Annotated in this window: 27 protein-coding genes; 11 read left to right on the top strand and 16 right to left on the bottom strand. The window is 65.7% G+C overall.

All coding sequences use genetic code 11. From position 1 onward, the window contains the following. Positions 1 to 2 precede the first annotated feature (2 nt). Positions 3 to 950, bottom strand: a complete 948-nt coding sequence (gene hemC, locus ACFSUD_RS07835) for a hydroxymethylbilane synthase (RefSeq protein ID WP_386373127.1) — start codon at positions 948 to 950, stop codon at positions 3 to 5. Between the two features lie 99 nt (positions 951 to 1,049). On the opposite strand from hemC, the gene hemE reads away from it, so the two are divergent. After that, the gene (gene hemE, locus ACFSUD_RS07830; protein ID WP_386373125.1) at positions 1,050 to 2,084 is read left to right on the top strand and encodes a uroporphyrinogen decarboxylase; all 1,035 of its coding nucleotides are present in this window, start codon (positions 1,050 to 1,052) and stop codon (positions 2,082 to 2,084) included. A 49-nt stretch (positions 2,085 to 2,133) separates the two neighbouring features. On the opposite strand, the gene hemF is transcribed toward hemE, so the two are convergent. Both hemF and idi read right to left on the bottom strand, forming a co-directional pair. Then, positions 2,134 to 3,027 (bottom strand): oxygen-dependent coproporphyrinogen oxidase, encoded by an 894-nt coding sequence (gene hemF, locus ACFSUD_RS07825; protein ID WP_386373123.1) that lies wholly within the window; start codon positions 3,025 to 3,027, stop codon positions 2,134 to 2,136. An 87-nt stretch (positions 3,028 to 3,114) separates the two neighbouring features. Further along, positions 3,115 to 3,636: an isopentenyl-diphosphate Delta-isomerase gene (gene idi / locus ACFSUD_RS07820; RefSeq protein WP_386373121.1), complete on the bottom strand. Its 522-nt coding sequence runs from the start codon at positions 3,634 to 3,636 to the stop codon at positions 3,115 to 3,117. A gap of 151 nt (positions 3,637 to 3,787) precedes the next feature. Between idi and ACFSUD_RS07815 the strand changes: the two genes are divergently transcribed. Continuing rightward, complete coding sequence (locus tag ACFSUD_RS07815) at positions 3,788 to 4,267, top strand: c-type cytochrome (RefSeq protein WP_386373119.1); 480 nt, start codon at positions 3,788 to 3,790, stop codon at positions 4,265 to 4,267. A gap of 96 nt (positions 4,268 to 4,363) precedes the next feature. Next, complete coding sequence (locus ACFSUD_RS07810; RefSeq protein ID WP_386373117.1) at positions 4,364 to 4,804, top strand: MarR family winged helix-turn-helix transcriptional regulator; 441 nt, start codon at positions 4,364 to 4,366, stop codon at positions 4,802 to 4,804. 31 nt (positions 4,805 to 4,835) lie between these two features. Here the strand turns inward: ACFSUD_RS07810 and ACFSUD_RS07805 are convergent, their stop codons facing one another. The 8 genes from ACFSUD_RS07805 to ACFSUD_RS07770 form a co-directional block, all read right to left on the bottom strand. Next, complete coding sequence (locus ACFSUD_RS07805) at positions 4,836 to 5,915, bottom strand: c-type cytochrome (protein WP_386373115.1); 1,080 nt, start codon at positions 5,913 to 5,915, stop codon at positions 4,836 to 4,838. After that, positions 5,912 to 6,493, bottom strand: a complete 582-nt coding sequence (locus tag ACFSUD_RS07800; RefSeq protein ID WP_386373113.1) for a cytochrome c oxidase assembly protein — start codon at positions 6,491 to 6,493, stop codon at positions 5,912 to 5,914. Before ACFSUD_RS07800 ends, ACFSUD_RS07805 begins: the two co-directional genes overlap by 4 nt. After that, entirely contained in the window at positions 6,490 to 6,897 is a 408-nt protein-coding gene (locus ACFSUD_RS07795) for a hypothetical protein (RefSeq protein WP_386373111.1), read from the bottom strand. The genes ACFSUD_RS07800 and ACFSUD_RS07795 overlap by 4 nt, the downstream gene beginning before the upstream one ends. Continuing rightward, positions 6,894 to 9,401, bottom strand: coding sequence for a cytochrome c oxidase subunit I (ctaD, locus tag ACFSUD_RS07790; RefSeq protein WP_386373419.1), 2,508 nt, complete (start codon positions 9,399 to 9,401; stop codon positions 6,894 to 6,896). Before ctaD ends, ACFSUD_RS07795 begins: the two co-directional genes overlap by 4 nt. 53 nt (positions 9,402 to 9,454) lie before the next feature. Then, complete coding sequence (locus ACFSUD_RS07785) at positions 9,455 to 10,429, bottom strand: cytochrome c oxidase subunit II (protein ID WP_386373109.1); 975 nt, start codon at positions 10,427 to 10,429, stop codon at positions 9,455 to 9,457. A gap of 218 nt (positions 10,430 to 10,647) precedes the next feature. Next, on the bottom strand, positions 10,648 to 11,256 hold the full coding sequence (locus ACFSUD_RS07780; RefSeq protein WP_386373107.1) for a DedA family protein: 609 nt from the start codon (positions 11,254 to 11,256) through the stop codon (positions 10,648 to 10,650). A 96-nt stretch (positions 11,257 to 11,352) separates the two neighbouring features. Next, on the bottom strand, positions 11,353 to 12,138 hold the full coding sequence (locus ACFSUD_RS07775) for a 2-keto-4-pentenoate hydratase (protein ID WP_386373105.1): 786 nt from the start codon (positions 12,136 to 12,138) through the stop codon (positions 11,353 to 11,355). Next, positions 12,135 to 12,914, bottom strand: a complete 780-nt coding sequence (locus tag ACFSUD_RS07770) for a hydroxypyruvate isomerase family protein (RefSeq protein WP_386373103.1) — start codon at positions 12,912 to 12,914, stop codon at positions 12,135 to 12,137. Before ACFSUD_RS07770 ends, ACFSUD_RS07775 begins: the two co-directional genes overlap by 4 nt. A 92-nt stretch (positions 12,915 to 13,006) precedes the next feature. Between ACFSUD_RS07770 and ilvD the strand changes: the two genes are divergently transcribed. The 5 genes from ilvD (at position 13,007) to ACFSUD_RS07745 (ending at position 18,612) form a co-directional block, all read left to right on the top strand. Next, positions 13,007 to 14,749 carry a dihydroxy-acid dehydratase gene (gene ilvD / locus ACFSUD_RS07765; RefSeq protein WP_386373101.1) on the top strand — a complete coding sequence of 581 codons (1,743 nt, stop codon included), beginning with the start codon at positions 13,007 to 13,009 and terminating at the stop codon, positions 14,747 to 14,749. Beyond that, complete coding sequence (locus tag ACFSUD_RS07760; RefSeq protein ID WP_386373099.1) at positions 14,746 to 15,633, top strand: NAD(P)-dependent oxidoreductase; 888 nt, start codon at positions 14,746 to 14,748, stop codon at positions 15,631 to 15,633. Before ilvD ends, ACFSUD_RS07760 begins: the two co-directional genes overlap by 4 nt. A gap of 37 nt (positions 15,634 to 15,670) precedes the next feature. Then, positions 15,671 to 16,720, top strand: coding sequence for a TRAP transporter substrate-binding protein (locus tag ACFSUD_RS07755; protein WP_386373097.1), 1,050 nt, complete (start codon positions 15,671 to 15,673; stop codon positions 16,718 to 16,720). A 78-nt stretch (positions 16,721 to 16,798) separates the two neighbouring features. Continuing rightward, entirely contained in the window at positions 16,799 to 17,311 is a 513-nt protein-coding gene (locus ACFSUD_RS07750) for a TRAP transporter small permease (protein ID WP_386373095.1), read from the top strand. Next, a complete protein-coding gene (locus ACFSUD_RS07745) occupies positions 17,311 to 18,612 on the top strand; it encodes a TRAP transporter large permease (RefSeq protein WP_386373093.1) in 1,302 nt (433 codons plus the stop codon). The genes ACFSUD_RS07750 and ACFSUD_RS07745 overlap by 1 nt, the downstream gene beginning before the upstream one ends. A 24-nt stretch (positions 18,613 to 18,636) precedes the next feature. Here ACFSUD_RS07745 and ACFSUD_RS07740 read toward each other — a convergent pair whose 3' ends face one another. Genes ACFSUD_RS07740 through ACFSUD_RS07720 form a run of 5 tightly spaced genes read right to left on the bottom strand, consistent with a single transcriptional unit; the run spans position 18,637 to position 23,096 of the window. Then, positions 18,637 to 19,131, bottom strand: coding sequence for a DUF6505 family protein (locus ACFSUD_RS07740; RefSeq protein ID WP_386373091.1), 495 nt, complete (start codon positions 19,129 to 19,131; stop codon positions 18,637 to 18,639). Beyond that, entirely contained in the window at positions 19,128 to 19,835 is a 708-nt protein-coding gene (locus tag ACFSUD_RS07735) for a biotin/lipoate--protein ligase family protein (protein WP_386373089.1), read from the bottom strand. The genes ACFSUD_RS07740 and ACFSUD_RS07735 overlap by 4 nt, the downstream gene beginning before the upstream one ends. Further along, positions 19,832 to 20,899, bottom strand: a complete 1,068-nt coding sequence (locus ACFSUD_RS07730; protein ID WP_386373087.1) for an Mrp/NBP35 family ATP-binding protein — start codon at positions 20,897 to 20,899, stop codon at positions 19,832 to 19,834. Before ACFSUD_RS07730 ends, ACFSUD_RS07735 begins: the two co-directional genes overlap by 4 nt. Position 20,900: 1 nt before the next feature. Next, positions 20,901 to 21,095 (bottom strand): DUF6494 family protein, encoded by a 195-nt coding sequence (locus ACFSUD_RS07725; RefSeq protein ID WP_386373086.1) that lies wholly within the window; start codon positions 21,093 to 21,095, stop codon positions 20,901 to 20,903. A gap of 45 nt (positions 21,096 to 21,140) precedes the next feature. Further along, positions 21,141 to 23,096 carry a 4Fe-4S binding protein gene (locus ACFSUD_RS07720; RefSeq protein WP_386373084.1) on the bottom strand — a complete coding sequence of 652 codons (1,956 nt, stop codon included), beginning with the start codon at positions 23,094 to 23,096 and terminating at the stop codon, positions 21,141 to 21,143. A 199-nt stretch (positions 23,097 to 23,295) separates the two neighbouring features. Between ACFSUD_RS07720 and ACFSUD_RS07715 the strand changes: the two genes are divergently transcribed. The 3 genes from ACFSUD_RS07715 to ACFSUD_RS07705 are packed head-to-tail and all read left to right on the top strand — an operon-like array spanning position 23,296 to position 25,105. Continuing rightward, positions 23,296 to 23,865: a DUF3305 domain-containing protein gene (locus ACFSUD_RS07715; RefSeq protein ID WP_386373082.1), complete on the top strand. Its 570-nt coding sequence runs from the start codon at positions 23,296 to 23,298 to the stop codon at positions 23,863 to 23,865. Further along, positions 23,862 to 24,497 carry a DUF3306 domain-containing protein gene (locus ACFSUD_RS07710; RefSeq protein ID WP_386373080.1) on the top strand — a complete coding sequence of 212 codons (636 nt, stop codon included), beginning with the start codon at positions 23,862 to 23,864 and terminating at the stop codon, positions 24,495 to 24,497. The genes ACFSUD_RS07715 and ACFSUD_RS07710 overlap by 4 nt, the downstream gene beginning before the upstream one ends. Continuing rightward, the gene (locus tag ACFSUD_RS07705) at positions 24,497 to 25,105 is read left to right on the top strand and encodes a TorD/DmsD family molecular chaperone (protein ID WP_386373078.1); all 609 of its coding nucleotides are present in this window, start codon (positions 24,497 to 24,499) and stop codon (positions 25,103 to 25,105) included. Before ACFSUD_RS07710 ends, ACFSUD_RS07705 begins: the two co-directional genes overlap by 1 nt. The last annotated feature ends 47 nt before the right edge of the window (positions 25,106 to 25,152 follow it).

Here is a 25,152-nt window from a genome sequence, read left to right as displayed (position 1 = left end):
CCCTAGCTGCGCCAGTCGAAGAAGCCCGGCCCGGCGGTTTCCAGCATCTTCAGCGCCATGTCGCGTCCCGCATCGGCGCCGTCCTCGATGGGACAGCGCAGCGCATCCTCGACCACTTCCGAGCCGTCCGGGCGCAGCACTTCGCCGCGCAGATGCAGTTCGCTGCCGTCCAGCTCCGCCAGCCCGGCAATCGGGGTCTCGCAGGAGCCGTCGAGGGCGGCGAGGAAGGCCCGCTCCGCCGCCAGCCGCTGGCCGGTCGGTGTGTCATGGATTGCTTCCAGCATCGCCGCCACACGGCTGTCATCCTGCCGCCGCTCGATGCCGATGGCGCCCTGCGCCAGGGCGGGCAGCATCACCGAGGTTTCGATCGGGGTATAGGGCACGTCCTCCAGCTTCAGCCGGTTCAGCCCCGCCATCGCCAGAAACGTCGCCTCGGCCACGCCCTGATCAAGCTTCATCAACCGGGTCTGCAGGTTGCCACGGAATTCCACCACTTCCAGGTCCGGGCGGCGCAGCCTGAGCTGGGCGCTGCGGCGCAGGCTCGACGTGCCGACGACCGTGCCGGGAGCGAGGTCGGTCAGGCTGGCGGCGCGTGGCGAGATGAAGGCGTCGCGCACATCCTCGCGCGGCAGATAGGTGTCGAGCAGCAGCCCCTCGGGCTGCAGCGTCGGCATGTCCTTCATCGAATGCACCGCGATGTCGATGCCACCGTCCAGCAGCGCCTCCTCGATCTCGCGGGTGAACAGCCCCTTGCCGCCGATCTCCTTCAGCGGCCGGTCGATGATCCGGTCGCCGGTTGTCTTGATCACAACGATGCTGAACGCCTCGAACGGCAGATCGAAGGCACGGGCCAGCCGGTCGCGGGTCTCATGCGCCTGCGCGAGCGCGAGCAGGGAACCGCGGGTTCCGATCTTGAGGGGTGCGGCGGGGCTGGGCAAATCATGTGTCATGGCGCCTTCCTAGCCCGCTATCGCGGCAGAGCCAACTCTTGTATCCCCCCCGCCTTGCGTTAGATGTGGGCCAGTTCCAAATTGCAGAAAGATCCCGCCATGACACAGCAGAAAACCATCCTCCGTGCGCTTGCTGGCGAGACTCTGGACGTTCCGCCGATCTGGATGATGCGCCAGGCCGGGCGCTACCTGCCCGAGTACAAAGCGACCCGCGCCAAGGCCGGCGACTTTTTGTCGCTGTGCTACAACCCCGATCTCGCCGCCGAAGTGACCCTGCAGCCGATCCGCCGTTTCGGCTTTGACGCGGCGATCCTGTTTGCCGACATCCTGCTGGTGCCGCAGGCTCTGGGCGCGGATCTCTGGTTCGTCACCGGCGAGGGGCCGCGGCTTTCGACGATCACCACACAGGCGGATTTCGACACGCTGAAACCGGGCGATGCGATCCACGAGCATCTCGGGCCGATCTATGAGACTGTCGGGATTCTGGCAAAGGAACTGCCGACGGAAACCACGCTGATCGGCTTTGCCGGCGCGCCCTGGACCGTCGCCACCTATATGATCGCCGGTCAGGGCACCCCGGATCAGGGCCCCGCCCATGCGCTCAAGGCCGAGAACCGGGCGGTGTTCGAGGCATTGATGGGGCGGATCACCGACGCGACGATCCATTACCTCTCCGCACAGATCGAGGCCGGGGCCGAAGTGGTCAAGCTCTTCGATTCATGGGCCGGATCTCTGCAGGATGCCGATTTTATCAACTATTCGATCAAGCCGATGGCGCGGATCACCGCCGCGCTGAAGGAAAAGCACCCCGACACCCCGATCATCGCCTTCCCGCGCGGCGCCGGGGCGCGGTTCGAGGGTACCCATGCGGCAATCGGCGCCGATTGCATCGCACTCGACAATGGCGTGAGCGCCGCCTGGGCCGCCGAACATGTGCAGCCCGCAGGCTGCGTGCAGGGCAACCTCGCCTCTTCGCATATGGTCACGGGCGGCGACGCGTTGGTGCAGGAGACGCGGGCGATTGTCGATGCGCTGTCCAAGGGGCCGCATATCTTCAACCTCGGCCACGGGATCACCCCTGATGCCGACCCGGCCAATGTGCAGCTGATGATCGACACGGTGCGCCAGCGCTGAAACACAAAGGGGCGGCAGTGCCGCCCCTCGGCTCAGCCTGCGACAGGTCTCAGATCCATTTCGCCATCGGCGGCAGGCTCATCAGCACCGCATTGGCGTCATGGCCGGTTTCCAGCCCGAACTTGGTGCCCCGGTCATAGACCAGGTTATACTCCGCATAGAGCCCCCGGTGGACCAGCTGCGCCTCCTTGTCGGCCTCGCTCCAGACGGTCTCGCGGCGCCTGTCCACCAGCGGCGCGAAAGCAGGCAGGAACGCGGCGCCGACATCCCGGGTAAAGGCAAAATCCGCCTCCCAGTCGCCGGTATTGCGGTCATCATAGAAGATCCCGCCGACCCCGCGCGCCCGGTGTCGGTGCGGAATGTAGAAATACTCGTCCGCCCAGGCCTTCAGCTCGCCATAAAGCCCCGCGCCATGCGGATCGCAGGCGCCCTTCATCGCAGCGTGGAAATGCGCGGTGTCCTCGTCATATTCCAGACAGGGGTTGAGATCGGCACCGCCGCCGAACCACCAGGCATGCGGGGTCCAGAACATCCGCGTGTTCATATGCACCGCCGGGACATGCGGGTTCTGCATATGCGCCACCAGCGAGATGCCCGAGGCCCAGAACCGCGGATCGTCGGCCATGCCGGGAATGCCCCTACGCGCCGCCATTGCCATCTGCGCGCGATCCCCGAGCACGCCATAGACGGTGGAGATATTGACCCCGACCTTCTCGAACACCCGACCACCGCGCATCACGCTCATCTCGCCGCCCCCGGCGTCCGAACCGTCCTCGGCGCTGCGGCGGGTCTTGCTGACCTCGAAACGCCCGGCGGGCTGATCGCTCAGCGGCCCGTCCGTATGGCGATCCTCGAGCGCGTGAAACTCCGCGACGATCTCGTCGCGCAATCGGCGAAACCACTCGGCAGCCCGGCTCTTCATCGGCCCGAAATCTTCGCTCATCGTCTTTGCCTTTCTGATGTTGTCCGCAAGGCTTAGCGCCATCGCGCAGCGGCCTCCATGCGGCGCATCGGCGCGTCGCGCGGCCGCTCAGGAGCCGAAGATCAGCGGCGCGTGCTCGGCCATGTAGATGCGCAGCCACGGGGTGAAGAGCTCGGGCCGCGCGGCGATCTCGCGGCGCAATTCCGGCAGGCCGATCCAGCGCGTCGCCATCACCTCGTCAGGGTTCGGCGCCAGCGGCAGATCGCGCGCGGCCCGCGCGAGATAGACCTCCACCACCTCATCCTCGATCAGCCCGCCACCGACATCGGCACGATAGGCGACCTGTCCGCGATGCTCCGGCGCCAGCCCGCGAATGCCCAGCTCCTCGTCGAGCCGCCGCGCCACACAGGCATCCGCCGCCTCGCCCCAGTCGGGATGGGTGCAGCAGGTATTGGCCCAGAGCCCCGGCGTATGATATTTGCCGAGCGCGCGACGTTGCAGCAGCAGCGCGTCGCCGTCCATCACGAAGACCGAGACGGCCTGATGGCGCAGGCCGCGCAGATGGGCGTCCAGTTTCTCTACCGGCTGCAGGCGGCCGTCGATCCAGGCGGGTATCATGATCTTGCTCATCGCCGGGTCTGTGGCACAGATGGGCGCGCCGGGGCAAGGTCATTCAACAACGTCCCCCGGGCTGCGGCGCAAACGCGCAGCCGCATCGGCCCGCCCTTTACTCGTGGCACGCTCGCGCTACCTTGGCCATCAAACCAGCGAGGAGCCAACCATGAAAATCCTGTCGATGACCAGTCTGGGGCTTGCCCTGCTTGCCGCTCCGGCCTTTGCCGAAAGCCATATGAGCGGCGACCCCGAAGCCGGAGAAAACGTGTTCAAACGGTGCAAATCCTGCCACATGGTCGTTTCCGATGACGGAGAAGAGATCCAGAAAGGCGGCAAGACCGGCCCGAACCTCTATGGCATCTATCAACGCCAGGCCGGGTCGGTGGAGAATTTCCGCTATGGCGATGCGCTCGTAGCCGCCGGTGAGCAGGGGCTGAAATGGGAAGAGGCCGATTTCGTCGCCTATGTGGGCGATCCGAAGGGCTTCCTTGCCGAGCATCTCGACGACAAGAAGGCCCGCTCGAAAATGGCCTTCAAGCTGAAGAGCGAGGAAGACGCGGCCAATGTCTGGGCCTATCTGGTCTCCGTCGGTCCCGAGGTCGAGGCCGGTGACGCAGGCGAGGAAGCCGAGGAAGCGACCAACTGAATTATCCTCCTCGCGGATAAGAGAGACCGGCAGCCCTTGACGGGGCTGTCGCGAAGGCTGGTTCCGTTTGTAACCAACCTATGCTAGAATAGACGCATGAGCGTCGATGACGATATCGAGATGAAGGATTTCCTGCCCTACCTGCTCAATCAGGCCGGGGAGGAAATCAGCATGGAGTTCCAGCGCGTTTACAAGGAACGCTACGGAATGCTGCGGACCGACTGGCGTGTTCTGTTCCATCTCGGACGCTACGGGGACTTGATCTCGAGCGAGATTGTCCGCCGCTCGAAACTGCACAAGACCAAGGTCTCCCGCGCCGTGTCGCGGCTGGAGACGAAGCGTTTTCTGGTGCGCCGGGAGGTGCCGCAGGACCGTCGTCAGGAGGTGCTGAGTTTGACCCCGGCGGGGCGCGCCGCCTATCGCGATCTTTCGGTCGTGGCGCAGGAATACAACCAGCGGCTCTGGCAGGGGATCGACCCCGAAGACCGTGCCCGCATCACCCGGTTCCTCGCTGATCTGGCAAAGCTCGAAGGCTGAGCGCGGCGCAGGGCCAACGGGAACCCCTCTCTCAATCACCATCCTCGCTGTTCCGCTCCGGCGGTTGCAGCGCCGAATAATACCGCGCCAGCGCCTCGATCTCCTGTTCATTAAGGCTGGCCGCCGCCTTGGCCATCAACTCGGCGCGTGTGCCGCCACCACGTGCACCGTCACGCCAGAGCCTGAGCTGTGCCTCCAGAAAGAGCCGTGATTGTCCTGCAAGGGGCGGAAAATGCTGCCGATCGCGGCGCCGGTCCGGGCCGTGGCAGGCCTGGCAAGAAGGCACGTCATCGCTGCCGCGTGTCGCCAATTCGGCGCCGGGGTCGGACGCTTCGGGCGTCCCGGGTGGCAGGTCGGGTGGTGTGGTCCGGGACGGAGGTATCCGCGCGAAATACGTTGCCAACCGCGCCAGATCCGACTCGCTCACCTGCGCCGTCGCATGGGCCATGAAACCCGACCCGCGCCTGCCATCGCGATAATCAAGCAGTGTCTGGGCCATGTAGGTCTGCGACAGGATATCGAGCCGGGGGACATGGGCGTTGCGCGGATTGCCGTCGCTGCCATGGCAGGCGGCGCAATAGGCGATCTGCGGATCGTCGGGTTCCGGCGGGGTCGCGACCCGTTCCTGCGCCTTATTTGCGGAATGCTCCGGTAGCTGGTCGAGATAGGCGACGATGGCCCAGACCTCATCCTTGCGCGCGGCAGGCCAATGCGGCATGCCGGTCATCTTCACCCCCTCGTAGATGATCTGGAACATGTGCTCGGGCTGCCATTGGCGCACGGCTGTCTCGATATGCGGCGGCGGCGGTTCCATCGACAGCGCCGTGGCGCTGCGCGTGTTGCCGGGGCTGGCATGGCAGAAGGCGCAGGCGCTGTCGTAATGCCGTGCGCCGAGCGCCACGAGATCCGGGTCATCCAGCGGCGGGACCTCCTCGGGGGCAGGCGCCCGCAGTCGGATCGCGTTGCGATAGGCGCTGTGCATCACCCAGGAAACGCCGGGCAGATGTCCGGCCCGCGCCGAGACATTGTAAAGCCCCAGCCCCAGCACCGTGACGGCGCCCAGACCGGCGAGCGTTCCCAGCACCAGCAGCGTCAGCAGAACCTTCCTCATACGCCCTGTTCCTCCCCGCCTTCCAGCACGCCATGCACCAATATCAGACCACCGATCAGATAGACCGGCGTCCCGATCCCCAGCATCAGCAGCCCGCCGATCTGCTGCTGCCCGAGGTCGGGTGCCAGGCCGCAGATCGCCGCGAAAAGGTCGCGCGGCGCGAGGATCAAGAGCGCGCCGAGCAGGGTCATGTGCATCGAGGTCACCAGCAGCCCCCCCGCCCCGGTCAGCGCCTCGCCGGGACGCAAGGCGCTGACCCAGACCAGCAGCCCGACGGCCAGGAAGCCGGCCTGTTCCAATACGTAGCCCGGCAGGTGCAGATATGCGATCCCGTGCAGGGTCGGCAGGTGCCAGAGCCAGACGACCGCAAATTCCAGCGCGCTGGCCAGCAGCGGCGAGATGGTCAACCAGGGCATGCGCGCACCGAGCCCGATCGCCAGCAGCGGTGCGGCGATGGCAACGAGCGCCATGTGTCGCAGCATGTGAACCGGGAATACCCAGCCCAACCAGAGCTGAAGCGGCAGCAGCCAGATCGCCGCCAGCACCGCCAGCCCGGCATATGTGGCCGCCTGTCTCATGCGCAACTGCCGATCAGCAGCACCGGCAGCGCCACGTAGACCACCCCGATCAGCGAGATCACCGCCAGCAGAAACCCGGCATGGCCCATGAACTGATGCCGGTCTTCGCTGTGGCCCTGGTCATTCTCCCAATCCCGATCTCGGATCACGTCCCATTGCCGCCAGGAACGCCAGCCGAGCCAGAGGATCAGCGCCACGGCCAGCAATGTCAGCGCGCCGATCCCGAGCCGCAGCAGCGCCACGGCCTCTGCCGACCCTGCTATCCGCGCACAGACCAGCGCGGTCGCGCCATAGCTGATAACGAAATGCAATGCCCAGACGAGGGGGCCGAGAGTGAGCCGCCAGAGAGAATCCGCCTCCTCGCGGAACTCGGCGCTCTCTTGATTTCTGCCGATATCGCTCATCCCAGCACCCTCGGCGCGATGGTCATGACGAATCCGGTGACCAGCGCGGTCAACACCATGAAGTGCCAGAACAGCGTCACGTTCCACAGATCGGCGTCATAGCGCGGGGTCAGCTTGCCGAACAGCGACCCGGCGAGACAATAGAGCTGCATGATCGCGCCAAGCCCCGAATGCGCCACCAGCCAGATCATCAGCGCCCACATCAGCGCCGGATAGACATGGGCGGTCGGCTCCAGATCCAGCACCGAGAAAATTACCAGGGTCGCCGCGCCGATGGTCGCCAGCGCCCCCGCTGCCAACGCGCCGCGCGCCAGAGCAACGCTGTCGCGTCGGTTGAGCTCGCGTGCCGCCAACGTCAGCCCCCAGGACAGCACATAGAGCACGACGGCCAGCGCAACGACGATCGCTTCGGCATGGGCGGTGCCTTCGGGCAGGAAGTCGGGCCGCGCGGTCCAGTAGAAGAAGAAACCGAAGATCAGGCTGGCAAAGGCGGTGGAATCCCCGAGCATGGTGATCCAGACCGCCCACCAGCCCACCGCCTTTGGCCCCGAGGCATAGGTCGGCAGCGACAGGCCGAGACCGACGTCCTTGTGATCCTTCTCCGGGATCCGCGCGGTGCTGGTCCAGAGCCAATAGAGCACGCAGACAATGGCGAAGGCACCGCAGATGATCGCCGGAGGATAGATGTGGAAGGTCGGAAAGATGAAGGCACCGCCGGTGAACAGCGCCGCCCAGATCGTCACCCAGGCCGGACCGGTCACGCGCTGCACGACCAGCGGCTTGGCATCGATCACCGAGGTGGTGATGGTTTCGCGCCGCCCCTCTTCGGCATCCGGGAGATAGTAGCCGCCACGGTCCATCCGGGCGAGGAAATCCGGCTGGTCCCAGAGCGGATAGCGGCTGGTGACGTAGGGCACCGAGCGGTTGCCCCAGTTCTCCTCCGGCACGTCATGGCTCCATTCCAGCGTGCCTCCGCCCCAGGGATTGCGGTCGATCTGTCCCTGGCGGCCCTTGGGGCGAAACAGGTCATAGACAAAGACCGCGAATCCCGCCGCCACCACGAAGGCGCCGATGCTCGAAATCAGATTCAGCAGATCCCATCCCGCGCTTTCCGGATAGGTGAATACGCGGCGCGGCATGCCCTTCAGCCCGGTGAGATGCATCGGCAGGAATGTGATGTTGAAGCCTGAGAAGATCAACCAGAAGGCCCAGCGGCCGAGCCGCTCGCTCAGCATCTTCTTGGCGATGAACGGGTAATAGTAATAGACCCCCGCCAGCACCGGAAAGACCATGCCGCCGAACAGCGTGTAATGCAGATGCGCCACCACGAAATAGCTATCATGCGCCTGCCAGTTGAACGGCACGATGGCCAGCATCACCCCGGTCAGCCCCCCGGCGACGAAGATCGCCAGCGCGCCGGCGATCCACAGCATCGGCAGGGTCATCCTGACCCGCCCGACCATCAGCGTCGCGATGAAGGCGAAGAGCTGGATGCCGGTGGGAATGACCACGGCCTCGGAGGCGGCGGAGAAGAAACCGAGGCTGAGCTGCGGCAGGCCGGTGGTGAACATGTGATGCACCCAGAGACCGAAGCTCAGGAAGCCGGTGCCGACCGCCGAGAGCACGATCCAGGAATAGCCGACGATCGGGCGGCGTGCGACCGTCGGCACGATCATCGCGGCGATCGCGATCGAGGGCAGGAAGATAATATAGACCTCCGGATGGCCGAAGATCCAGAACAGGTGCTGCCAGAGGATCGGATCGCCCCCGCGCGTCGGGTCGAAGAACGGCCAGTCGAAGGAGCGTTCGAGCTCGAACAGGAAATCCCCGGCGATCAGCGGCGGGAAGGCGAAGAGGATCATGCCGCCCACCACCAGCACGTACCAGGCATAGAGCGGCATGATATTGACCCGCATTCCCGGCGGGCGGCATTTCAGCGCCCCGACGATCAGCTCGACCGCGGCGGCGATGGAGGCAACCTCGATGAACGACAGGCCAAGCAGCCAGATGTCGGAGCCGACTCCCTGTTCCTGCGTGGCCAGCGGCGGATACATGAACCAGCCCGCCTTCGGTGCCACGTCAAACAGCAGCGAGCCCATGACGAAGATGCCGCCGATCAGGAAACACCAGTAGCCATAGGCCGAGAGCCGCGGAAACGGCATGTCGCGCGCGCCGAGCATTCCCGGCAGCAGCAGGATCGAGATCGCCTCGAACATCGGCACCGCGAAGAGGAACATCATCGCCGAGCCGTGCATGGTGAAGAACTGGTTGAACCGGTCGGCATCGAGGAAGGTATTGTCCGGCACCGCGAGCTGCACCCGCATCAGCAGCGCCAGCACCCCGGCCAGCAGCATGAAGCCGAACGCGGTCAGCGTGTACCAGACCCCGATCTCGGTATTGTTGACCGCGGAGATATAGCGCCAGCCCTTCGGCGTCGCCCAGGTCTCGCGCAGCCGTTTCTTCTGCGCCTCCTGCAGCTCTTGCGGCACCGGTCGGTCCAACATCTCCTCGCTGGGTGGATAGATGCCTTTCGGCGCGAGCTCATCCTGCGGCGGTCTCACGTCAGCCCCTCCAGATAGGCGGCAAGCGCGCGCAGATCATCTTCTTCGAGATAATCGAAACTCGGCATTTTCACCTCGGGCTTCAGGCCTTCCGCATGGCCGATCCAGCGCATGAGCGCCCCACGCTCCATCGGAAGGATCCCGGCACCCAGCGACTTGCGCGCGCCGACATGGGTGAGGTCGGGCCCGACCCGGCCGATGGCCTCTGTGCCGCGGATCGCATGACAAGCACCACAGCCCTCGCGCGCGAAAACCTCGGCCCCCGCCTGCGCTAGCGGATCGCCCGGCGCTGCCGCGTCGCGTGCTTCTTCCGCGAGCCAGGCGTCGAAATCCTGCGGCGCCATGGCGACCGTCTCGAAGGCCATCAGCGCATGGGAAGCGCCGCAGAATTCGGCGCATTGCCCCCGGAAGACGCCCGTCCGCTCGGGCTTCAGGCTCATCCGCGTCTCGCGCCCCGGAATCATGTCGGTCTTGCCGCCCAGGGCGGGGACCCAGAAGGAATGGATGACGTTATGCGCGTTGAGGATCAGCTCGCTGCGCGCGCCGACGGGCAGGCGCAGCTCGTTGGCGGCGATTACCGGCGTACCCCCGTCCGCGGGCAGGTATTCCACACGCCACCACCATTGCTCGGCGGTGATGCGCACCACCAGCCCGTCACCCTCCTGGCGCTGCGCGCCCATCATCGGCAGCGAATAGGCCAGCAATGCCCCGAGCAGCAGCACCGGAAAGACGATCCCGCCGCCGACGATCAGCGTTTCGGCGAGCTTGCGGGGCATGGCGCTGACGTTGATCCGCGTCACATAGATGAAAAGCAGCGCCACCGCCCCCCAGAGCAGCAACGCGGCAATCACCATCACCCGAAATAGGTCGAAAAGATCGCGCGCATCCTCGCCCGCAGGATCGAGCACCGATTGCCGACCGGCACAGCCCGCCAACAGGAGCAGGCCGACAAGCAGCGTAGCGTTCCGCATGGAAAGGTGAGTGCGCGCCGTCACGTGGGCGCGACCGGTGAAGCAACGAATGGAAGACAAGGGCAAGAGCGTTGAGCAGCGGCCAAATCTCTCACGCCTGAACCCATGACGCCGCCCTTCCCTGCCGTCAATTCTTCAATTCGCCCGCGGCCCGGACGTTGCTTCCCTGTGCCTGCGCAACGTTCCCGGCAGCTCCAAGGTTCCACGATCACAACGATTTATCCACTCTTTTCCGCGCCCTTATGGGTCACCAGACGATAGAGGTAGATCAACACCAGCGCCGCGAGCAGCACATTGGTAACCGGATTCAGCCATTGCGCGACGCGGGTATATTGACTGCCCAGCAGATAGCCGAGCCCGGTGAGACCGCTGTTCCAGATCAGCGTGCCGATCAGGGAATAGAGCAGGAACGGCGCCGTCTTCATCCCGGTCAGCCCGGCAGGCACCGAGATCAGCGTGCGCACCCCCGGCACCATGCGACCCAGCAGGATCGCCATACGGCCGTGACGCTCGAACCAGTCGGAGGCACGGTCGAGATTGTCGGTACTGATGGTCAGCCAGCGGCCGTGTTTCTCCACCAGCCGCCGCAGACGTTCCTGACCGAACTTGCGCGCCGCCAGATACCACAGCCAGGTGCCGAGCAGCGAGCCGAACGTCCCGGCCAGCAACACCCCGATCAGCGTCAGCTTGCCCTGATAGACCAGGAAACCGGCCAGCGGCATGACCAGCTCTGACGGGACGGGCGGAAAGATGTTCTCGAACCACATCAGGAAGGCGGTGGCGAAATAGCCGCCCTGCTCCAGCAATCCGGTGATCCAATCGAACATGCTTAATCTCCTTTCACCGCGTCCACATCGGCACAGCGTCGCGGTTTACTACCTTGAAGGGCAAACACGAGGGGAGAGAGGCTTGTTCCGGGCCGCCTAGACGAGATCGAGCCTGACGCTGCCCATGCCGGGCATGTCCACCGCGATCCGCGCCGGTCCGGGCAGCAACCGGATCGGCGCATGGGTGCCGCAGAGGACGACCTGCCCCGCTTCGAGCGTGAGGCCGCGGGCGGCGAGGTGATTGGCGAGCCACAGCACGGCGGCGCAGGGATCCTGGGGCGCGGCGCCGGTCACGTCGAGCTCATCCTGTCCGTCGATCGTGACGATCATCCGCTGCCGCGCCACGTCGAGCGCGTCGGGAGCGATCCCCGGCCCGCCGATCACCGCCCCGGCATTGGTGATGTTCTGCCCGATGATATCGGGCATGTGACTGGTCAGCACATCGACCCTGCGCATGTCGAGCAGCTCGAGCGCCGGAACGAAGCGTGTCACCGCGTCGATGATCTCCGCCCGTTCGAAAGGCGCGTCCGGTGGCGCGAGCCGCTGGCCGATCACCGCCGCGATCTCGGGCTCATAGGCGAATTGCGCGAATTCCGCGGCCTTGAGGCGGGCCGGGGAAGCATGGCGCTGATCGGCAAAGACCCGACCGCTGGCCGGTTCGCTCATGGAGAATCTCTGCATCAGCGCCGCTGAATTGGCGGCGATTTTCCAGCCGCCGACAGCACCGCGCGCGCCATCGCGCTGCAACCTTGCGACCACCGCATCCTGCAGCGCATACCCCTCGGCAAGGCTGCGCGGCCGCGTGTCGGGATAGGGGTTGAACGTCCTGCCCTGCAGGATGTCGCGCGCGATCTCGCCCGCCGGATGGTCGCTGGCGCTCATGCCATCATCTCCCTGAAAGCCGCCATCCAGCCGAGCCCTTCCTGCGTCCTGCCGCGCGGGTGATATTCGGCCGATATTTCGCCTCGATAGCCGATCTCTTCCAAGGCCCCGAGCGCGGCGGCAAAATCGACCGAGCCGCTGCCCGGCTCATGGCGTCCCGGCGTATCGGCGAACTGCACATGACCGATCCGCGCGCCCGCCCGGCGGATCGCCGCGACCAGATCCGGCTCGTTGATCGACATGTGATAGAGATCGAATTGCAGCGCCAGGTTGGGATGATCGAGATCCGACAGCAGGTCGAGCGCGGGGGTAAGCCCGTCGAGGAAAAATCCCGGCACGTCGTGCGGGTTCACCGGCTCCACCATCACCCGCACGCCGAGCCCGCCGAGCAGATCCGCCGCCATCTGGAGATTGCGTGCGAGCACCTTGCGACAGGCATCGCGCGCCGCTTCCGGCGGCGGCCGTCCGGCCAGTACATTGACCTTGTGGACGCCCAGCGTCAGGCATTGGCTGCCGCAGATCTCGACCGCGGTGCGAAAGGCCTGTTCCTGCCCCGGCAGTGCCGCGAGCCCGACCGCATCGCCGAGCCCGCGGGGCACGTTGATCAGCACGATCGGGATGCCCGCCGCCTCGCTGGCGTCCCGCAGGGGGGCCACATCGCTAATCGTCGGGAACTGGACCTCGACCCCGTCGAAACCGGCCTGCGCAGCCGCGCCCACCCGCTCCGCCAGCGGCAGCTCGGTGAACAGCATCGAAATATTTGCGCAGAGCCGCATCGCCACCTTTACCCGTTCACATTCCTCTGTTCATATATGAATATGAAGGATAGTTTCTTTCAAGCTTAAAATAAAGCAGGGGGCAGGTTGCGATGTCGGATAGTCAGGGCAAACCTCTGCGATCGCGGATCACCACCGATGGTCTCGATCGCGCGCCGCACCGCGCCTTCATGCGCGCCATGGGGCTGGATGATGCGGCCATCGCGCGACCGATGGTCGGCGTGGTCAGCCAGAAGGGCGAAACGACACCCTGCAACATGACCCATTACGCGCAGGTCGAATATGCCAAGGAAGGTGTCGCCATGGCTGGCGGCACGCCGCGCGAATTCACCACGATATCGGTCTCCGACGGGGTCGGCATGAACCACGAGGGGATGAAGTTCAGCCTTGTGAGCCGCGAGCTGATCGCCGATTCCATCGAGGCGGTAGTGCATGGCCATGCCTATGACGGGCTGGTCGGCTATGGCGGCTGCGACAAGACCCTGCCGGGCGTGATCATGGGCATGGTACGCTGCAACGTGCCGTCGGTCTTCGTCTATGGCGGATCGGCGCTACCCGGGCGGTTTCAGGGGCGCGATGTCTCGGTGCTCGATGCCTACGAGGCGGTCGGCGCGGTGCAGGCTGGCACCATGAGTGAGGATGAGCTGACCGAGCTCGAAGAGGCCTGCAAGCCCACCATAGGCGCCTGTGCCGGGCAATTCACCGCCAATACCATGGCGATGGTCGCGGAAGCGCTGGGGCTGACGGTACCGAATTCGGCGATGGTGCCGGCCGTCTATGCCGAGCGTAAAGGCATCGGACAACGCGCCGGGGCGCTGGTGATGGAGATGATCGCACGCGGCGGTCCCCTGCCGCGCGAGATCGTCACCCGCAAGGCGCTGGAAAACGCCTGCGCCATCGTCGCCGCCACCGGCGGCTCGACCAATACCGCGCTGCATATCCCCGCAATCGCCCATGAGGCCGGGATCCGCTTCACCGCCGATGACGTGGCCGAAGTGCTGCAGCGCACCCCGTTCATCGGCAATCTGCGCCCCGGCGGCAAATATCACGCCAAGGATGTCTACGAGATCGGCGGCGCCCATGTGGTGATCAAGGAACTGATCGCGGGCGGGTATATGCATGGCGACACGTTGACCGTGACCGGGCGCAGCCTCGCCGTGGAGGTCGCCAATGCCCCCGCCCCCGATGGCGAGGTGATCCGCCCGCTCAGTGATCCGATCATGGCGTCGGGCGGTGTGGTGGTGCTCAAGGGCAACCTTTGCCCCGATGGCGCGCTGCTCAAGGTCGCCGGGCTGAAATCGCTCGGTTTCACCGGGAAAGCGCGGGTGTTCGAGAGCGAGGATGACGCGGTGATCGCGGTGCATGGGCGCGACTACGCCGCCGGTGAAGTGCTGATCGTGCGCAATGAAGGGCCGAGAGGCGGCCCCGGCATGCGCGAGATGCTCGGGCTGACCGCGCTGATCTATGGTCAGGGCATGGGCGAGAAGGTCGCGCTGCTCACCGACGGGCGCTTTTCCGGCGCTACCCGCGGCATGTGCATCGGCCACGCCGCACCGGAGGCGGCCACGGGCGGGCCGCTGGGGCTGGTGCAGGACGGCGACGAGATCAGCATCGACGGCAAGGCGGCGACGATCACTCTCAATGTCCCTGACGATGAGCTGGCAGAACGCCGCGCCAAATGGGTCGCGCCGGAAAGCCGCCACCGTGCAGGGCTGTTGCAGAAATACGCCGCGACCGTCGGGCAGGCCCATGAGGGGGCGGTGACCCACGCGGGCAATGCGCAATGGCCCGAGCCGCGCCGTGCGGCCGCGACCGACAAGGGAGCGAAGTCATGAGCGAGGCGTTGAGACTGGGCTTTATCGGTACCGGATTGATGGGCGCGCCGATGGCGGCGCGGCTGGTCGCGGACGGGCAGGATGTCACGGTCTGGAACCGCACCGGGGCCAAGGCCGCGCCGCTGGTGGCTCAGGGCGCGCGACAGGGCAAGGATGCCGCCGATGTGGCCGAGGGAGCGGATATCGTCTTCACCTGCCTGACCGACACCAAGGCCATGGAACAGGCGGTCTTCGGCCCGCGCGGCATTGCCGAAGGCGCGAAAACGGGGGCGATCCTTGTCGATTTTTCCTCCATGGCGCCGGATGCCACCCGCGAAATGGCGGCACGGCTGGAAGCGCAGACCGGGATGATCTGGCTCGATGCGCCGGTCTCCGGCGGCGTGCCCGGTGCCGAGGCCGGAACGCTGGCGATCATGGCGGGCGGGCCGGAAGACGCGTTTCGCAAGGTCGAGGACATCGTGCTGAAGATGGCCGCTCGGTTCACCCTGATGGGGCCCGTGGGTGCCGGTCAGACCACCAAGCTCTGCAATCAGGTGATCGTCGGCTGCACCATGGCGGTCCTGGCCGAAGCCGCCCGGCTAGCCACCAACGCCGGGGTCGATGCCACCCGTCTGCCCGAAGCGCTTGCGGGCGGTTTTGCCGACAGCAAGCCGCTGCAGATCTTCATGCCGCGCATGGTCAACGCAGAGCACAATCCGCCGCTCGGCCATGTCTGTACGATGCTGAAGGATCTGGATTCCGTGCATGATCTGGCCAAGGCCAGCACCTCGCCCGCGCCCTTCACGGCGCTCGCGGCGGAGCAATTCCGCCTGCTGATGGCGCGGGGCGGACCGGAAGCGGATGCGCTGGAGATCTTCAAGCTGAGCGGGCCGACAGAGCTCTGACCGAGCCCGAATTATCCGACAACAACAGGAGACAGGAATGACATTTTTCAAGACCTCCATCTGCGCTGCATTGCTCGCCGGGGCAAGCGCCCTGCCCGCGCTGGCACAGGACAGCACGACGCTGCGTATCGGCTCCTGGCTGCCGCCGCATCACCTGATCGTTTCGGGCATTCTGCAGCCCTGGGCCGATGCCATCGAAGACGAGACCGGCGGCACGTTGAAATTCGAGATCATGACCTCACCCCTCGGCCCGCCCCCGGCGCAGTTCGACCTGCTGCTCGATCAATCCTTCGATGTCGGCTATGGCGTCAGCGGCCATAACGCCGGACGCTTCCCGATGACCCAGGTGATGGACCTGCCCTTCATGTCGCCCGACCCCTGGGCCGGCTCCGCCGCCGCCTGGCTGACCTATGAGAAATTCGGCGCCGAATATGGGGAGCATGAGGGCGCGCATGTGGTGGGTCTTTTCACCCATTCCAACCCCAATATCAACATGGCCAAGGGCCGGGTCGAGACCTTGGCGGATCTGCAGGGCAAGACCATCCGTGTCGGCGGCAACGTGACCGGGCGGATCATGTCCGAGCTGGGCGCCTCGCCGGTGCAGCTGCCGCCCACCGAGGCGCAGACGGCGATGTCGCGCGGCGTGGCGGACGGGATTACCTTTCCCTCGGAATCGATTGATTTCTTCGGCATTACGCCGGTCATCACCTCGATCACACGGATCCCCGGCGGGCTTTACACCGATACATTCTGGGTGGCCTTCAACCAGCAGAGCTGGGACGCGCTGAGCGAGGAGCACAAGGCGGCGGTGGAGAAACATTCGGGCATGGGGATCGCGATGTTGTCGGGCTTTGCCTGGAGCAACGGCGATGCCTACGGCGAGGGCAAGCTCAACGAACAGGGGGTCGAGTTCATCACCCTGCCCGAGGGCGAGGTTGGCGCGGCGCGCGAGAAGCTGCAGCCGCTGGAGACCGAATGGCTGGCCCAAGCCACGGAGAAGGGCTTCGAGGGACAGCAGATCCTTGATTACGCCCGCGCCATGGTGGACCATTACCGCGCCGACAAGAGCGTGAACGTCGCCAAGTAAACCTCTGATATCGCTTAGACAGGGCCGCAACCCATTGCGGCCCTATGACGTCCCCCGCGCCCGGAGAGAGCCCTGCCGATGATCGCGCTCACTGCCCTGTACGACCGTTTCGCACGCGCCCTGGCCTGGCTGTCGGGCGCTATCGCGGCCTTCGTCATGGCGGTGACCTTCACCGGCGTGGTCATGCGCTACCTGCTGCGCAATCCGCTGTCGGGTGGTTTCGAGATGATCGAGATCGGCATGGGGCTGATGGTATTCACCGCTTTGCCGCTGATGGTGCGGCTGCGCGGCAATATCAGCGTCACGATCCTGACGGACCGGATGCCGCCCCGACTGCGCGACCTGCTGACGCTGTTCTCCGATCTGGTCGGCGCGGGCCTGAGCGGTTTCATGGCCTGGCGGGTCTGGTTGCAGGGCGAGCGGCTGCTGACCTATCGCGAGGTCACCATGGAGCTGCGCATTCCGAAGGGGCTGATCGCGCAGGGCATGGCGGTGATGCTCGCGGTGACCGCGCTCGCCTTCCTGCTCTGTGCCTACGAGGCGTGGCGCCACAGAACCCCGAAGACCGACAGCAAGATAGGGCAGCTCTGATGGGTATCTGGGAAAGTGCGGCGATCGCCTTTGCCGGGGTCTTCGTGTTGATGATGGGCGGGATGCCGATTGCCTTCGCGATGCTGCTGATCGGGCTGGCCGGGATCTGGCTCAGCATTTCCGAGCGCACGGCGATGGGAATGATCGGGCAATTGCCGATCAATGCCACCATGTCCTACGAACTCTCGGTGCTGCCGATGTTCATCCTGATGGGTGTGCTGGTGACCAAGGCGCGGATGTCGGAGGATCTCTACCGGCTCTGTCACGGTTTCGTCGGGCATATGCGCGGCGGTCTGGCCTCGGCCACCGTGTTGGCCTGCGGCGGTTTCTCGGCGCTCAGCGGCTCGTCGATTGCCACGGCGGCGACCATGGCCAAGGTCGCGGTGCCGGAGATGCGCCGCTATGGCTATGCCGACGGTTTCGCGGCTTCGGCGGTGGCGGCGGGCGGCACGCTCGGCATCCTGATCCCGCCCTCGGTGATCCTGGTGCTCTACGGCATCGCCACGGGCACAGACATCGGCGCGCTGTTCATCGCCGGCATCCTGCCCGGCGCGCTGGCAATCTGCCTTTACCTCGCCGCAATCCGGATCACCGCGCAGATCGACCCCTCACTTGCCCCCGCCGCCCCGCGCGCCCCCTGGTCGCAGCGGTTGCACTACCTGCGCAGTGTGGGGCCGATCCTGCTGCTGTTCATCGCCATCATCGGCGGGCTCTATCAGGGCGTCTTCACCCCGACCGAGGCGGGAGGCGTCGGGGCCACCGGCGCGCTCGGCTTCGCGCTCTGGCGGCGCAGCCTGTCGTGGCGCGGTCTGGTCGATGCGCTGGTCGAGACGGTGCTGACCACGGCGAGCCTGTTTCTGGTGCTGATCGGGGCGCTGGTGTTTTCCAATTTCATGAACCTCATCGGCCTGCCGCGCGCCCTGTCGGACCTGATCCTGGCAATGGGCCTCGGCCCGATTGCGGTGATCCTGGTGATCCTCGGAATCTACCTGATCCTCGGCATGTTCATGGAGAGCCTGTCGATGATCCTGCTGACAATTCCGATCTTCTTCCCGATCGTCACCGAGCTTGGCTTTGATCCGATCTGGTTCGGGATTTTCGCGGTGATGGTCACCGAGCTGTCGCTGATCACCCCGCCGGTGGGACTCAACCTGTTCGTGATCAAATCGGTGGTCGATGACCTGTCGGTCGGTCAGATGTACCGGGGCATCCTGCCCTTCGTGCTGGCCGATATCGTCCGGATTCTGGTCATTATCGCCTTTCCCGGCCTCGTGCTGTTCCTGCCCATGCTGGCGCGTTAGCAGTCGGCCCGCGGTGGTGGCGGCTCAATGCTTATGCGGCTCCTCGTCGAGCGCGCCGTGAATGGCGAATTGCTCCAGCCCGGCCTCCTGCGCCTCGATCACCCGATAGGTCTCGCGCACGCCGGATTCGGTCAGCGCGCGCGCCACGGTCAGCAGCGTGTTGGGCGCATGTTCGTCGCAGAGGTCGGCCATCTGCGCCAGCTCCTCAAGCGCCACGCCGCGCGCCGCCTCAAGCGACGGAGCGCCGTAGATCTCGACGAAATGCTGCGCCAGCATATCGACCAGCGCGTTATATTCGCTGCGCTCGATCCGGGTGACCGCGACAAAGCTGACCCGCCCGAAAGTCTCGCATCCGAGCCAGCCATTGGCAAAGGCCTGTCGCGCCTTGCCGGTGAGGTCGGCTTCGCTCCAGTTGGAAAATTCGAACCCTCCCGAAAGGCACCATTCGCCGGTGCGCGCCGGGTTGTGAAAGACGCGGGTGTCGCTGTCGTCGAAATGGATGGCACGGGCAAGTTTCATGGCGTTTCTTCCAGTAGATCGGTGAGCGGGATCAGAGCGGTTTTGTCGCCGGTTTTCAACAGCAGCCCGAAATGCTCGTCTACCCCGGTAAAGATACCGCGCTGCCCCGCGATCTCGATTTCCTTCTCAAGCCCCTGCGCCAGACCGAGCCAGTCGCGGTGCAGCCGCGCCGGACCGTCCTCTTCCCAGGCGTTGATCTCGACCAGCGTATGACGCACCCAGGCTTCGAGCAGCGTCATGGCATCGACATCGGCGCAGCCTTCGGCATAGAGCGCCGTGAGCTCAGGGGTCAGCCCGGTCTCGTCATCGGCGGGCCAGAGGTCGAGCGTCAGCCCGACGACCAGCCAATCGGGCAACGCCGCCGGATCACGCGTCGCGGCGCCAAGCGTCAGCCGCCCGCAATGTCCGCCGTTGACATAAAGTTCCCCGGCCCATCCCAGATGCACGGCAACCTCGGGAGGCGCCAGCGCACCGAGCGCGTTCTGGAAACCGACCCCGCAGAGCGGCAGCATCGCCGCAGCCTCCCGCAAAGCCACTTCGGGGGCCAAGACCAGCGCCGCGCGCAGCCGATCCGGTGCCAGATCATAGACGACCAGCCCGGCGTCACAGCCACGCGCCGCCTCGGTGCAGGCCAGCGCGAAAGGATACGCGCCGTGCGCATCGCGCCCGGCAAACAGCGGCGGAAAGACCGGGGTGGCGGTCATGCGTGGCCGGATGCGATCAGCGCCTGCGCGACGCTGCGAAACCCGGCGGCCTGCGCGCTTTCGGGTCTGGACACCACGATCGGCGCGCCGCCATCGGCGGCCAGCCGGATGTCGAGATGCAGCGGGATTTCCGCGAGCAGCGGCACGCCGAGCTTCTCCGCCTCCGCCGCCACGCCGCCATGGCCGAAGACATGTTCCTCGTGGCCGCATTGCGAGCAGATATGCGTGCTCATGTTCTCGATCATGCCGATGATAGTCGTGCCGAGCTGATTGAACATGTCGATGCCCTTGCGCGCATCCAGGAGCGCGACATCCTGCGGTGTGGAAACGATGATCGCGCCATCGAGCTGTGCCTTCTGGGCCAGCGTCATCTGCACGTCGCCGGTGCCGGGCGGCAGATCGACGATCAACACGTCGAGCGCGCCCCATTGCACCTGCGTCAACATCTGCTGCAGCGCGCCCATCAGCATCGGCCCGCGCCAGACCACCGCCTGATCCTCGTTGGTCATCAGCCCGATCGACATCATGGTGACGCCGAAATTGCGCATCGGCAGGATCGTCTTGCCATCCGGGGAGGCCGGTCGGCCCGACACGCCGAGCATGCGTGGCTGGCTTGGCCCGTAGACATCCGCATCGAGCAGCCCCACGCGGCGGCCCTCGGCGGCCAGTGCGCAGGCAAGGTTGGCGGCAATGGTGGATTTGCCGACCCCGCCCTTGCCCGAAGCCACCGCGATGATCCGGTCCACACCGGGCACCTTTTCCGGTCCGGCAGGTTCGGCGCGGCGCTGCAGCTTGAGGTCGGGCGGCGGTTTCGGCGTGCTGTGCGCCGTCATCACGACCGACAGCTTTTTCAGCCCCGGCAGCACCTTCAGCCGCGCCTCGACGGTCTCCCGGAGCCCGTCATATGCCGCCGCATGGGCACCGCTGACCTCGAGCACGAAACGCACTGCGCCGTCCTCGACTGTCAGCGCCTTGATCAGCCCGGCCCCGGTCAGCGGCTGCCCGCTGACCGGATCGGCGCATTGGCGCAACTCGGAGAGCACCTGCTCCCGGGTCAGGCTCACGTCAGGATTGCCCCGCGATCTTTCCGGTCACTTCATGTTCGAGATCGAGCTCCTCGATCGTCAGCACCACCTTGGCCTTGTAGGTCTTGCCCGCCGTGTCGCCCGCCTCGCGCATCGCCTCTTCGATGGCCTGCTGGGAGGTCACGCCGACCTGTTTGAGGAACTTGCGCATCGACATGTTGAAGTCTTCGCTCATCTTATTCTCCTTTGCTGAATGACGCGTTGCATCTGCCGTCTTATCTCAATGATCACGGCGCTTTGAAAGGTAATCTTCACTCGTGCGCACCCTTGGCCGCTCGGCCCCGGTAAAGGGGTTGTTCTCACTGTGATACTGCGCCTTGATCCGACAATTGTCACACATCTGTATCATCCGCGCCATTTCCGGCTTGGCGAACATGGCATGGTTGCCCGCGAGCTTCTCCATGATCTTCTCGACGGTGGATTTCACCCCGAACAGCACGCCGCATTCGATACAGGCGAAGGGCTCTTCCTCGTTCAGCACCACCTGCGTGAGCGCCGTTTCGGTCAGGTTGAACTGTGGTTGCAGGGTGATCGCATCCTCAGGGCAGACATTGGCACAGAGCCCGCATTGCAGGCAGGCATCCTCCTGAAAGCGCAGCTGCGGCAGGTCCGGGTTATCGCCCAGAGCCCCCGAGGGGCAGAGCGCCGCGCAGGCCAGGCACAGGGTGCAGGCGTCGGTATCGACCAGCACGGCACCATAGGGGGCCTGTTCGGGCAGCGCGATCACCTCTGCTTCGGGACGCAGTGTGCGGGCGGCGAGCCTTGCGACCTGACGGCGGCTGCCCTGCGGCAGGATCGGCGTGTCGATCAGCGGGGGCAGCGTGTCACGGGCATGGAGCTGCTCGGCCAGCATGTCGGGATCGGCGATATCGAGCAGCGCCACCGGTGCGGCCCCGGCAATGGCATTGGCCAGATCCGCCTGCGCCTGCAGGACGTCGCGTTCGCTGTTCGGGGCGAGCAGGATATCGACACAGGCGAAACCGCTGGCCAGCGCCGCCAGCGCTTCGGCATGGCCGAAGCCTGCCAGCGCCTCGATCTCCAGCGGGATCACCTCGGCAGGCAGGCCGCGACCGAAACGCGCGGCGAGGCGGATCATCTCGGCGCCATGGGCGTCATGCACCAGCAATGCGGCACCCTGCCCGCCCGCCGCGCGATAACCGCGCGCCAGCGTCGCGATGCGGCGGAACAGATGATCGACCGGCGGCGCATCATAGCTGATCGCTCCGGAGGGACAGACCGCCGAACAGGCACCGCAACCGGCACAGACCAGCGGGTCGATGCTGACATGCTCACCCGCCGGGCTGATCGCGCCGGTGGGGCAGAGATCGAGACAGCGCGAACAGGCGGGCTGTTCGGCGCGGGAATGGGTGCAGAGGCTAGGCTCGAGCCGCACATAGAGCGGCTTTTCATAGGTGCCGATCATCTGGCTCGCCGCCAGCACCGCATCGGCCACCGCCGTGATGCTGCCGGGATCGGCGCGCAGATAGCCGTCGCGCTTCTCTGGCGCCGGAAACAGGGAGGTGCCCCCGCTGAGATCGAGGATCACGTCACATTGCGAGCGCGCCCTGTCACGTGCTGGCGTGAGCTGCGGCGCGCCGCGCCCGCCCGGCACGACCTGCTGAAAGGCGTCGATGACCACGTGGAAATCGCCCAAGGTGCCGCTGGCCTGACGCAAATGTCCGACAATGACGTCAAAGCTGCCGGTAACCGGCAGTTCATCCGCATGCGGGATCAGGACGGTGACGGCCAGCAGATCGCCCAGCTTCTGCGCCGCCGCAAGCGCCGCATCCGGCGCCCCGAGGATCAGGCAGGTGCCTTCCGAGACCACGTCGAGCGTTTTCGGCAGGGGCGTTTCCAGCGCCGCTTCCGCCACCAGCGCCGCCATCTTCGGCGTCGCATCGCCGCTGCCGTCGCTCCACCCTGCCCGGTCGCGCAGATCCACGAAATCGGGAACCGGCGCGCCCAGATCCTCGGCCAGCGCGGCAAAGCGCGCCGCCTCCTGCTGGCAGGCGATCATCACCTCTCCGCTGCCGATCGCCTGTGCTGCCGCGCCGATCTCGGCATCGCACAGCGCGGTGTGAACCCGCGAACAGATCAGACCGCCGCTGCCCTGCAACGCATCGGCGTCGATTTCCTGAGTGCCGAGGCAGTCACAGAGGAACAGAGTTTTCTTCATGGCGCCCCCTTGGTTCACCCCACAGCTAGGCATGAATCCGCAGCAAAGCAAAGGCGATTTGCCGCGCCGCGCCAAACTGACGGCCCCGGCATACCGGAGCATGCAGATATGGCTTGGTTTTTACCCGATCTAAGTTACACTCGGGCCAGCGTATCTTGCACGCTGTAATCATTCCGCGTCGTAACCTTCAGGTGTCCACGTGTCGTTCGTCTTCCCCAAGGCCCAATCGATCCCGGTCGGGATCGTGCTGCGCAGAGCGCCCGGCGTGACCCGCTGGGCGCGCCATGTCTGGCGTGCGGTGGCGCTGCTGCCCGGTGCCGGGCCAGCGGAGTGGAAGGTCCTGCGCGAGGTCGAGGGGATCACCGAATTTCACGCCGCGACGCTGCCGCTGACGCTGTTCGTTTCCGATACCGAAGCCTATCTGCATGAATTGCAGGCGCGAGAGCCTTCGCTCTACGCGGTGCTGCGCCCGGATGACAGCCGCGCCGACATTCCGTGGAAGGCCGTGCTGCTTACCGCCTCCCCCTATGAGGCGCAGGATTATTGCGATTCCGACGAGGCGCTGGTCGAGAAACTGACAATGCCCGAGGGGATGCGCGCCTGGATCGGCGATTTCGTGCAGCGACATCACGAGGAGGAGAACTTCGTCAAGCGTCGCCGCGACCGACTGCGGGTGGACCGCGTCGAGGACGGGATCGGCGATCCGCGGATCGCGCAGGAAAGCGACGTCTACCGCGCGCCGGGTCGGCGCAAGGCCGGGCAGCCATGAGCGCGCCAGACAGTTTCTGGGCGCGCCGCCGCGCCGCCGTGCAGGCCGAGGCCGAGGCGGAAGCCGCCGAAGTGCAGGCGGCGCGCGAAAGGGAAGAAGAAGCGGCATTGGCCGAGCGCAGCGATGCCGAGATCCTCGCAGAGCTCGACCTCCCCGATCCCGACACGCTCGAAAAGGGCGACGATTTCTCGGCCTATCTCGCCCGTGCCGTGCCCGAGCGGATCCGCCAGCGCGCGCTGCGCAGGCTCTGGCGCAGCAATCCGGTGCTGGCCTGCGTCGACGGGCTCAACGATTACGACGAGGATTACCTCGCCGCCAGCATTGACAACGGGCCGGTGCGGACCAGCTATCAGGTCGGACGCGGCCTGACGGCGCATCTTGTCGAAATGCAGCGCCAGGCGGAGGCAGTGAAAAGCCCGTCGGACGCGGCGCTCGACAAAGTCGAAAATCTGGATGATGATACCGCCAGGCAAGGCCAGACGGAAGATTTGGACGACAGGAATCCGGAACCCCAGCCGCGCGATCAGCAGGTCGCACAGGCCGCGGAACCGGTGGCGCAGATGCCGCGCGAGCCTGAGGAGGCCACGCTGCAACCGCGCCGGATGGTGTTTTATTTTGACGGGGATATGTGATGACCCTCGTGGCCGAAGATACCGCGATACTCGAAGAAGACCGGTTGCGGGCGGATCTCTACGATTATCTGGGACTGATGCTCTCCGGCCCGCCCGCGGCGGCGCTGCTAGCGCAGAGCGCCGGGCTGCGCGGCGACGGTTCCGCGCTCGGCCAGGCAATCGCCGGGCTCGCGCGGGTCGCCGGGGCCAGCAGGCCGGAGGCGGTGCGCCGGGAATACAACGCGCTGTTCATCGGTCTGGGACGGGGCGAGCTGTTGCCCTATGCCAGTTATTACATGACCGGCTTTCTCAACGAGAAACCGCTGGCGCGGCTGCGCACCGACATGGCCGCCCTGGGGATTACCCGCGCGCCGAATGTGTTTGAACCCGAAGACAATATCGCCTCGCTGATGGAGATGATGGGCGGGCTGATCGTCGGTCGCTTCGCCAGCCCGGCGGGGCTCGAACAGCAGAAGCAATTCTTCAACAAGCATATCGGCCCTTGGGCGCCGCATTTCTTCAGCGATCTGCAGGGTGCGCGGGCCTCGGTGCTCTATGCCTCGGTAGGTGCGGTCGGCGCCGCCCTGCTGGATATCGAACGTGAAGCCTTCCGGCTCGGCAGTGGCTGAGCGGGCGACGCGGTCGCGTGACAATCGGCGAGCGCTGTTCGCCGGAA

It is taken from the genome of Sulfitobacter aestuarii, from assembly GCF_042685005.1.
Lineage (GTDB): Bacteria > Pseudomonadota > Alphaproteobacteria > Rhodobacterales > Rhodobacteraceae > Sulfitobacter > Sulfitobacter aestuarii.
Note: the sequence above shows the minus strand (reverse complement) of the source record. Positions and strands in the feature narration are given on the sequence as shown.

Coding starts and splice junctions, on each gene's coding strand:
- ACFSUD_RS07745 (WP_386373093.1), top strand. CDS start 17,311: ATGGGTATCTGGGAAAGTGCGGCGATCGCCTTTGCCGGGGTCTTCGTG.
- hemF (WP_386373123.1), bottom strand. CDS start 3,027: ATGAGCGAAGATTTCGGGCCGATGAAGAGCCGGGCTGCCGAGTGGTTT.
- hemC (WP_386373127.1), bottom strand. CDS start 950: ATGACACATGATTTGCCCAGCCCCGCCGCACCCCTCAAGATCGGAACC.
- ACFSUD_RS07780 (WP_386373107.1), bottom strand. CDS start 11,256: ATGTTCGATTGGATCACCGGATTGCTGGAGCAGGGCGGCTATTTCGCC.
- ctaD (WP_386373419.1), bottom strand. CDS start 9,401: ATGTTGGACCGACCGGTGCCGCAAGAGCTGCAGGAGGCGCAGAAGAAA.
- ACFSUD_RS07815 (WP_386373119.1), top strand. CDS start 3,788: ATGAAAATCCTGTCGATGACCAGTCTGGGGCTTGCCCTGCTTGCCGCT.
- ACFSUD_RS07760 (WP_386373099.1), top strand. CDS start 14,746: ATGAGCGAGGCGTTGAGACTGGGCTTTATCGGTACCGGATTGATGGGC.
- idi (WP_386373121.1), bottom strand. CDS start 3,636: ATGAGCAAGATCATGATACCCGCCTGGATCGACGGCCGCCTGCAGCCG.
- ACFSUD_RS07735 (WP_386373089.1), bottom strand. CDS start 19,835: ATGACCGCCACCCCGGTCTTTCCGCCGCTGTTTGCCGGGCGCGATGCG.
- ACFSUD_RS07725 (WP_386373086.1), bottom strand. CDS start 21,095: ATGAGCGAAGACTTCAACATGTCGATGCGCAAGTTCCTCAAACAGGTC.
- ACFSUD_RS07720 (WP_386373084.1), bottom strand. CDS start 23,096: ATGAAGAAAACTCTGTTCCTCTGTGACTGCCTCGGCACTCAGGAAATC.
- hemE (WP_386373125.1), top strand. CDS start 1,050: ATGACACAGCAGAAAACCATCCTCCGTGCGCTTGCTGGCGAGACTCTG.
- ACFSUD_RS07750 (WP_386373095.1), top strand. CDS start 16,799: ATGATCGCGCTCACTGCCCTGTACGACCGTTTCGCACGCGCCCTGGCC.
- ACFSUD_RS07705 (WP_386373078.1), top strand. CDS start 24,497: ATGACCCTCGTGGCCGAAGATACCGCGATACTCGAAGAAGACCGGTTG.
- ACFSUD_RS07775 (WP_386373105.1), bottom strand. CDS start 12,138: ATGAGCGCCAGCGACCATCCGGCGGGCGAGATCGCGCGCGACATCCTG.
- ACFSUD_RS07710 (WP_386373080.1), top strand. CDS start 23,862: ATGAGCGCGCCAGACAGTTTCTGGGCGCGCCGCCGCGCCGCCGTGCAG.
- ACFSUD_RS07800 (WP_386373113.1), bottom strand. CDS start 6,493: ATGAGACAGGCGGCCACATATGCCGGGCTGGCGGTGCTGGCGGCGATC.
- ACFSUD_RS07740 (WP_386373091.1), bottom strand. CDS start 19,131: ATGAAACTTGCCCGTGCCATCCATTTCGACGACAGCGACACCCGCGTC.
- ACFSUD_RS07795 (WP_386373111.1), bottom strand. CDS start 6,897: ATGAGCGATATCGGCAGAAATCAAGAGAGCGCCGAGTTCCGCGAGGAG.
- ACFSUD_RS07785 (WP_386373109.1), bottom strand. CDS start 10,429: ATGCGGAACGCTACGCTGCTTGTCGGCCTGCTCCTGTTGGCGGGCTGT.
- ACFSUD_RS07770 (WP_386373103.1), bottom strand. CDS start 12,914: ATGCGGCTCTGCGCAAATATTTCGATGCTGTTCACCGAGCTGCCGCTG.
- ACFSUD_RS07810 (WP_386373117.1), top strand. CDS start 4,364: ATGAGCGTCGATGACGATATCGAGATGAAGGATTTCCTGCCCTACCTG.
- ilvD (WP_386373101.1), top strand. CDS start 13,007: ATGTCGGATAGTCAGGGCAAACCTCTGCGATCGCGGATCACCACCGAT.
- ACFSUD_RS07805 (WP_386373115.1), bottom strand. CDS start 5,915: ATGAGGAAGGTTCTGCTGACGCTGCTGGTGCTGGGAACGCTCGCCGGT.
- ACFSUD_RS07755 (WP_386373097.1), top strand. CDS start 15,671: ATGACATTTTTCAAGACCTCCATCTGCGCTGCATTGCTCGCCGGGGCA.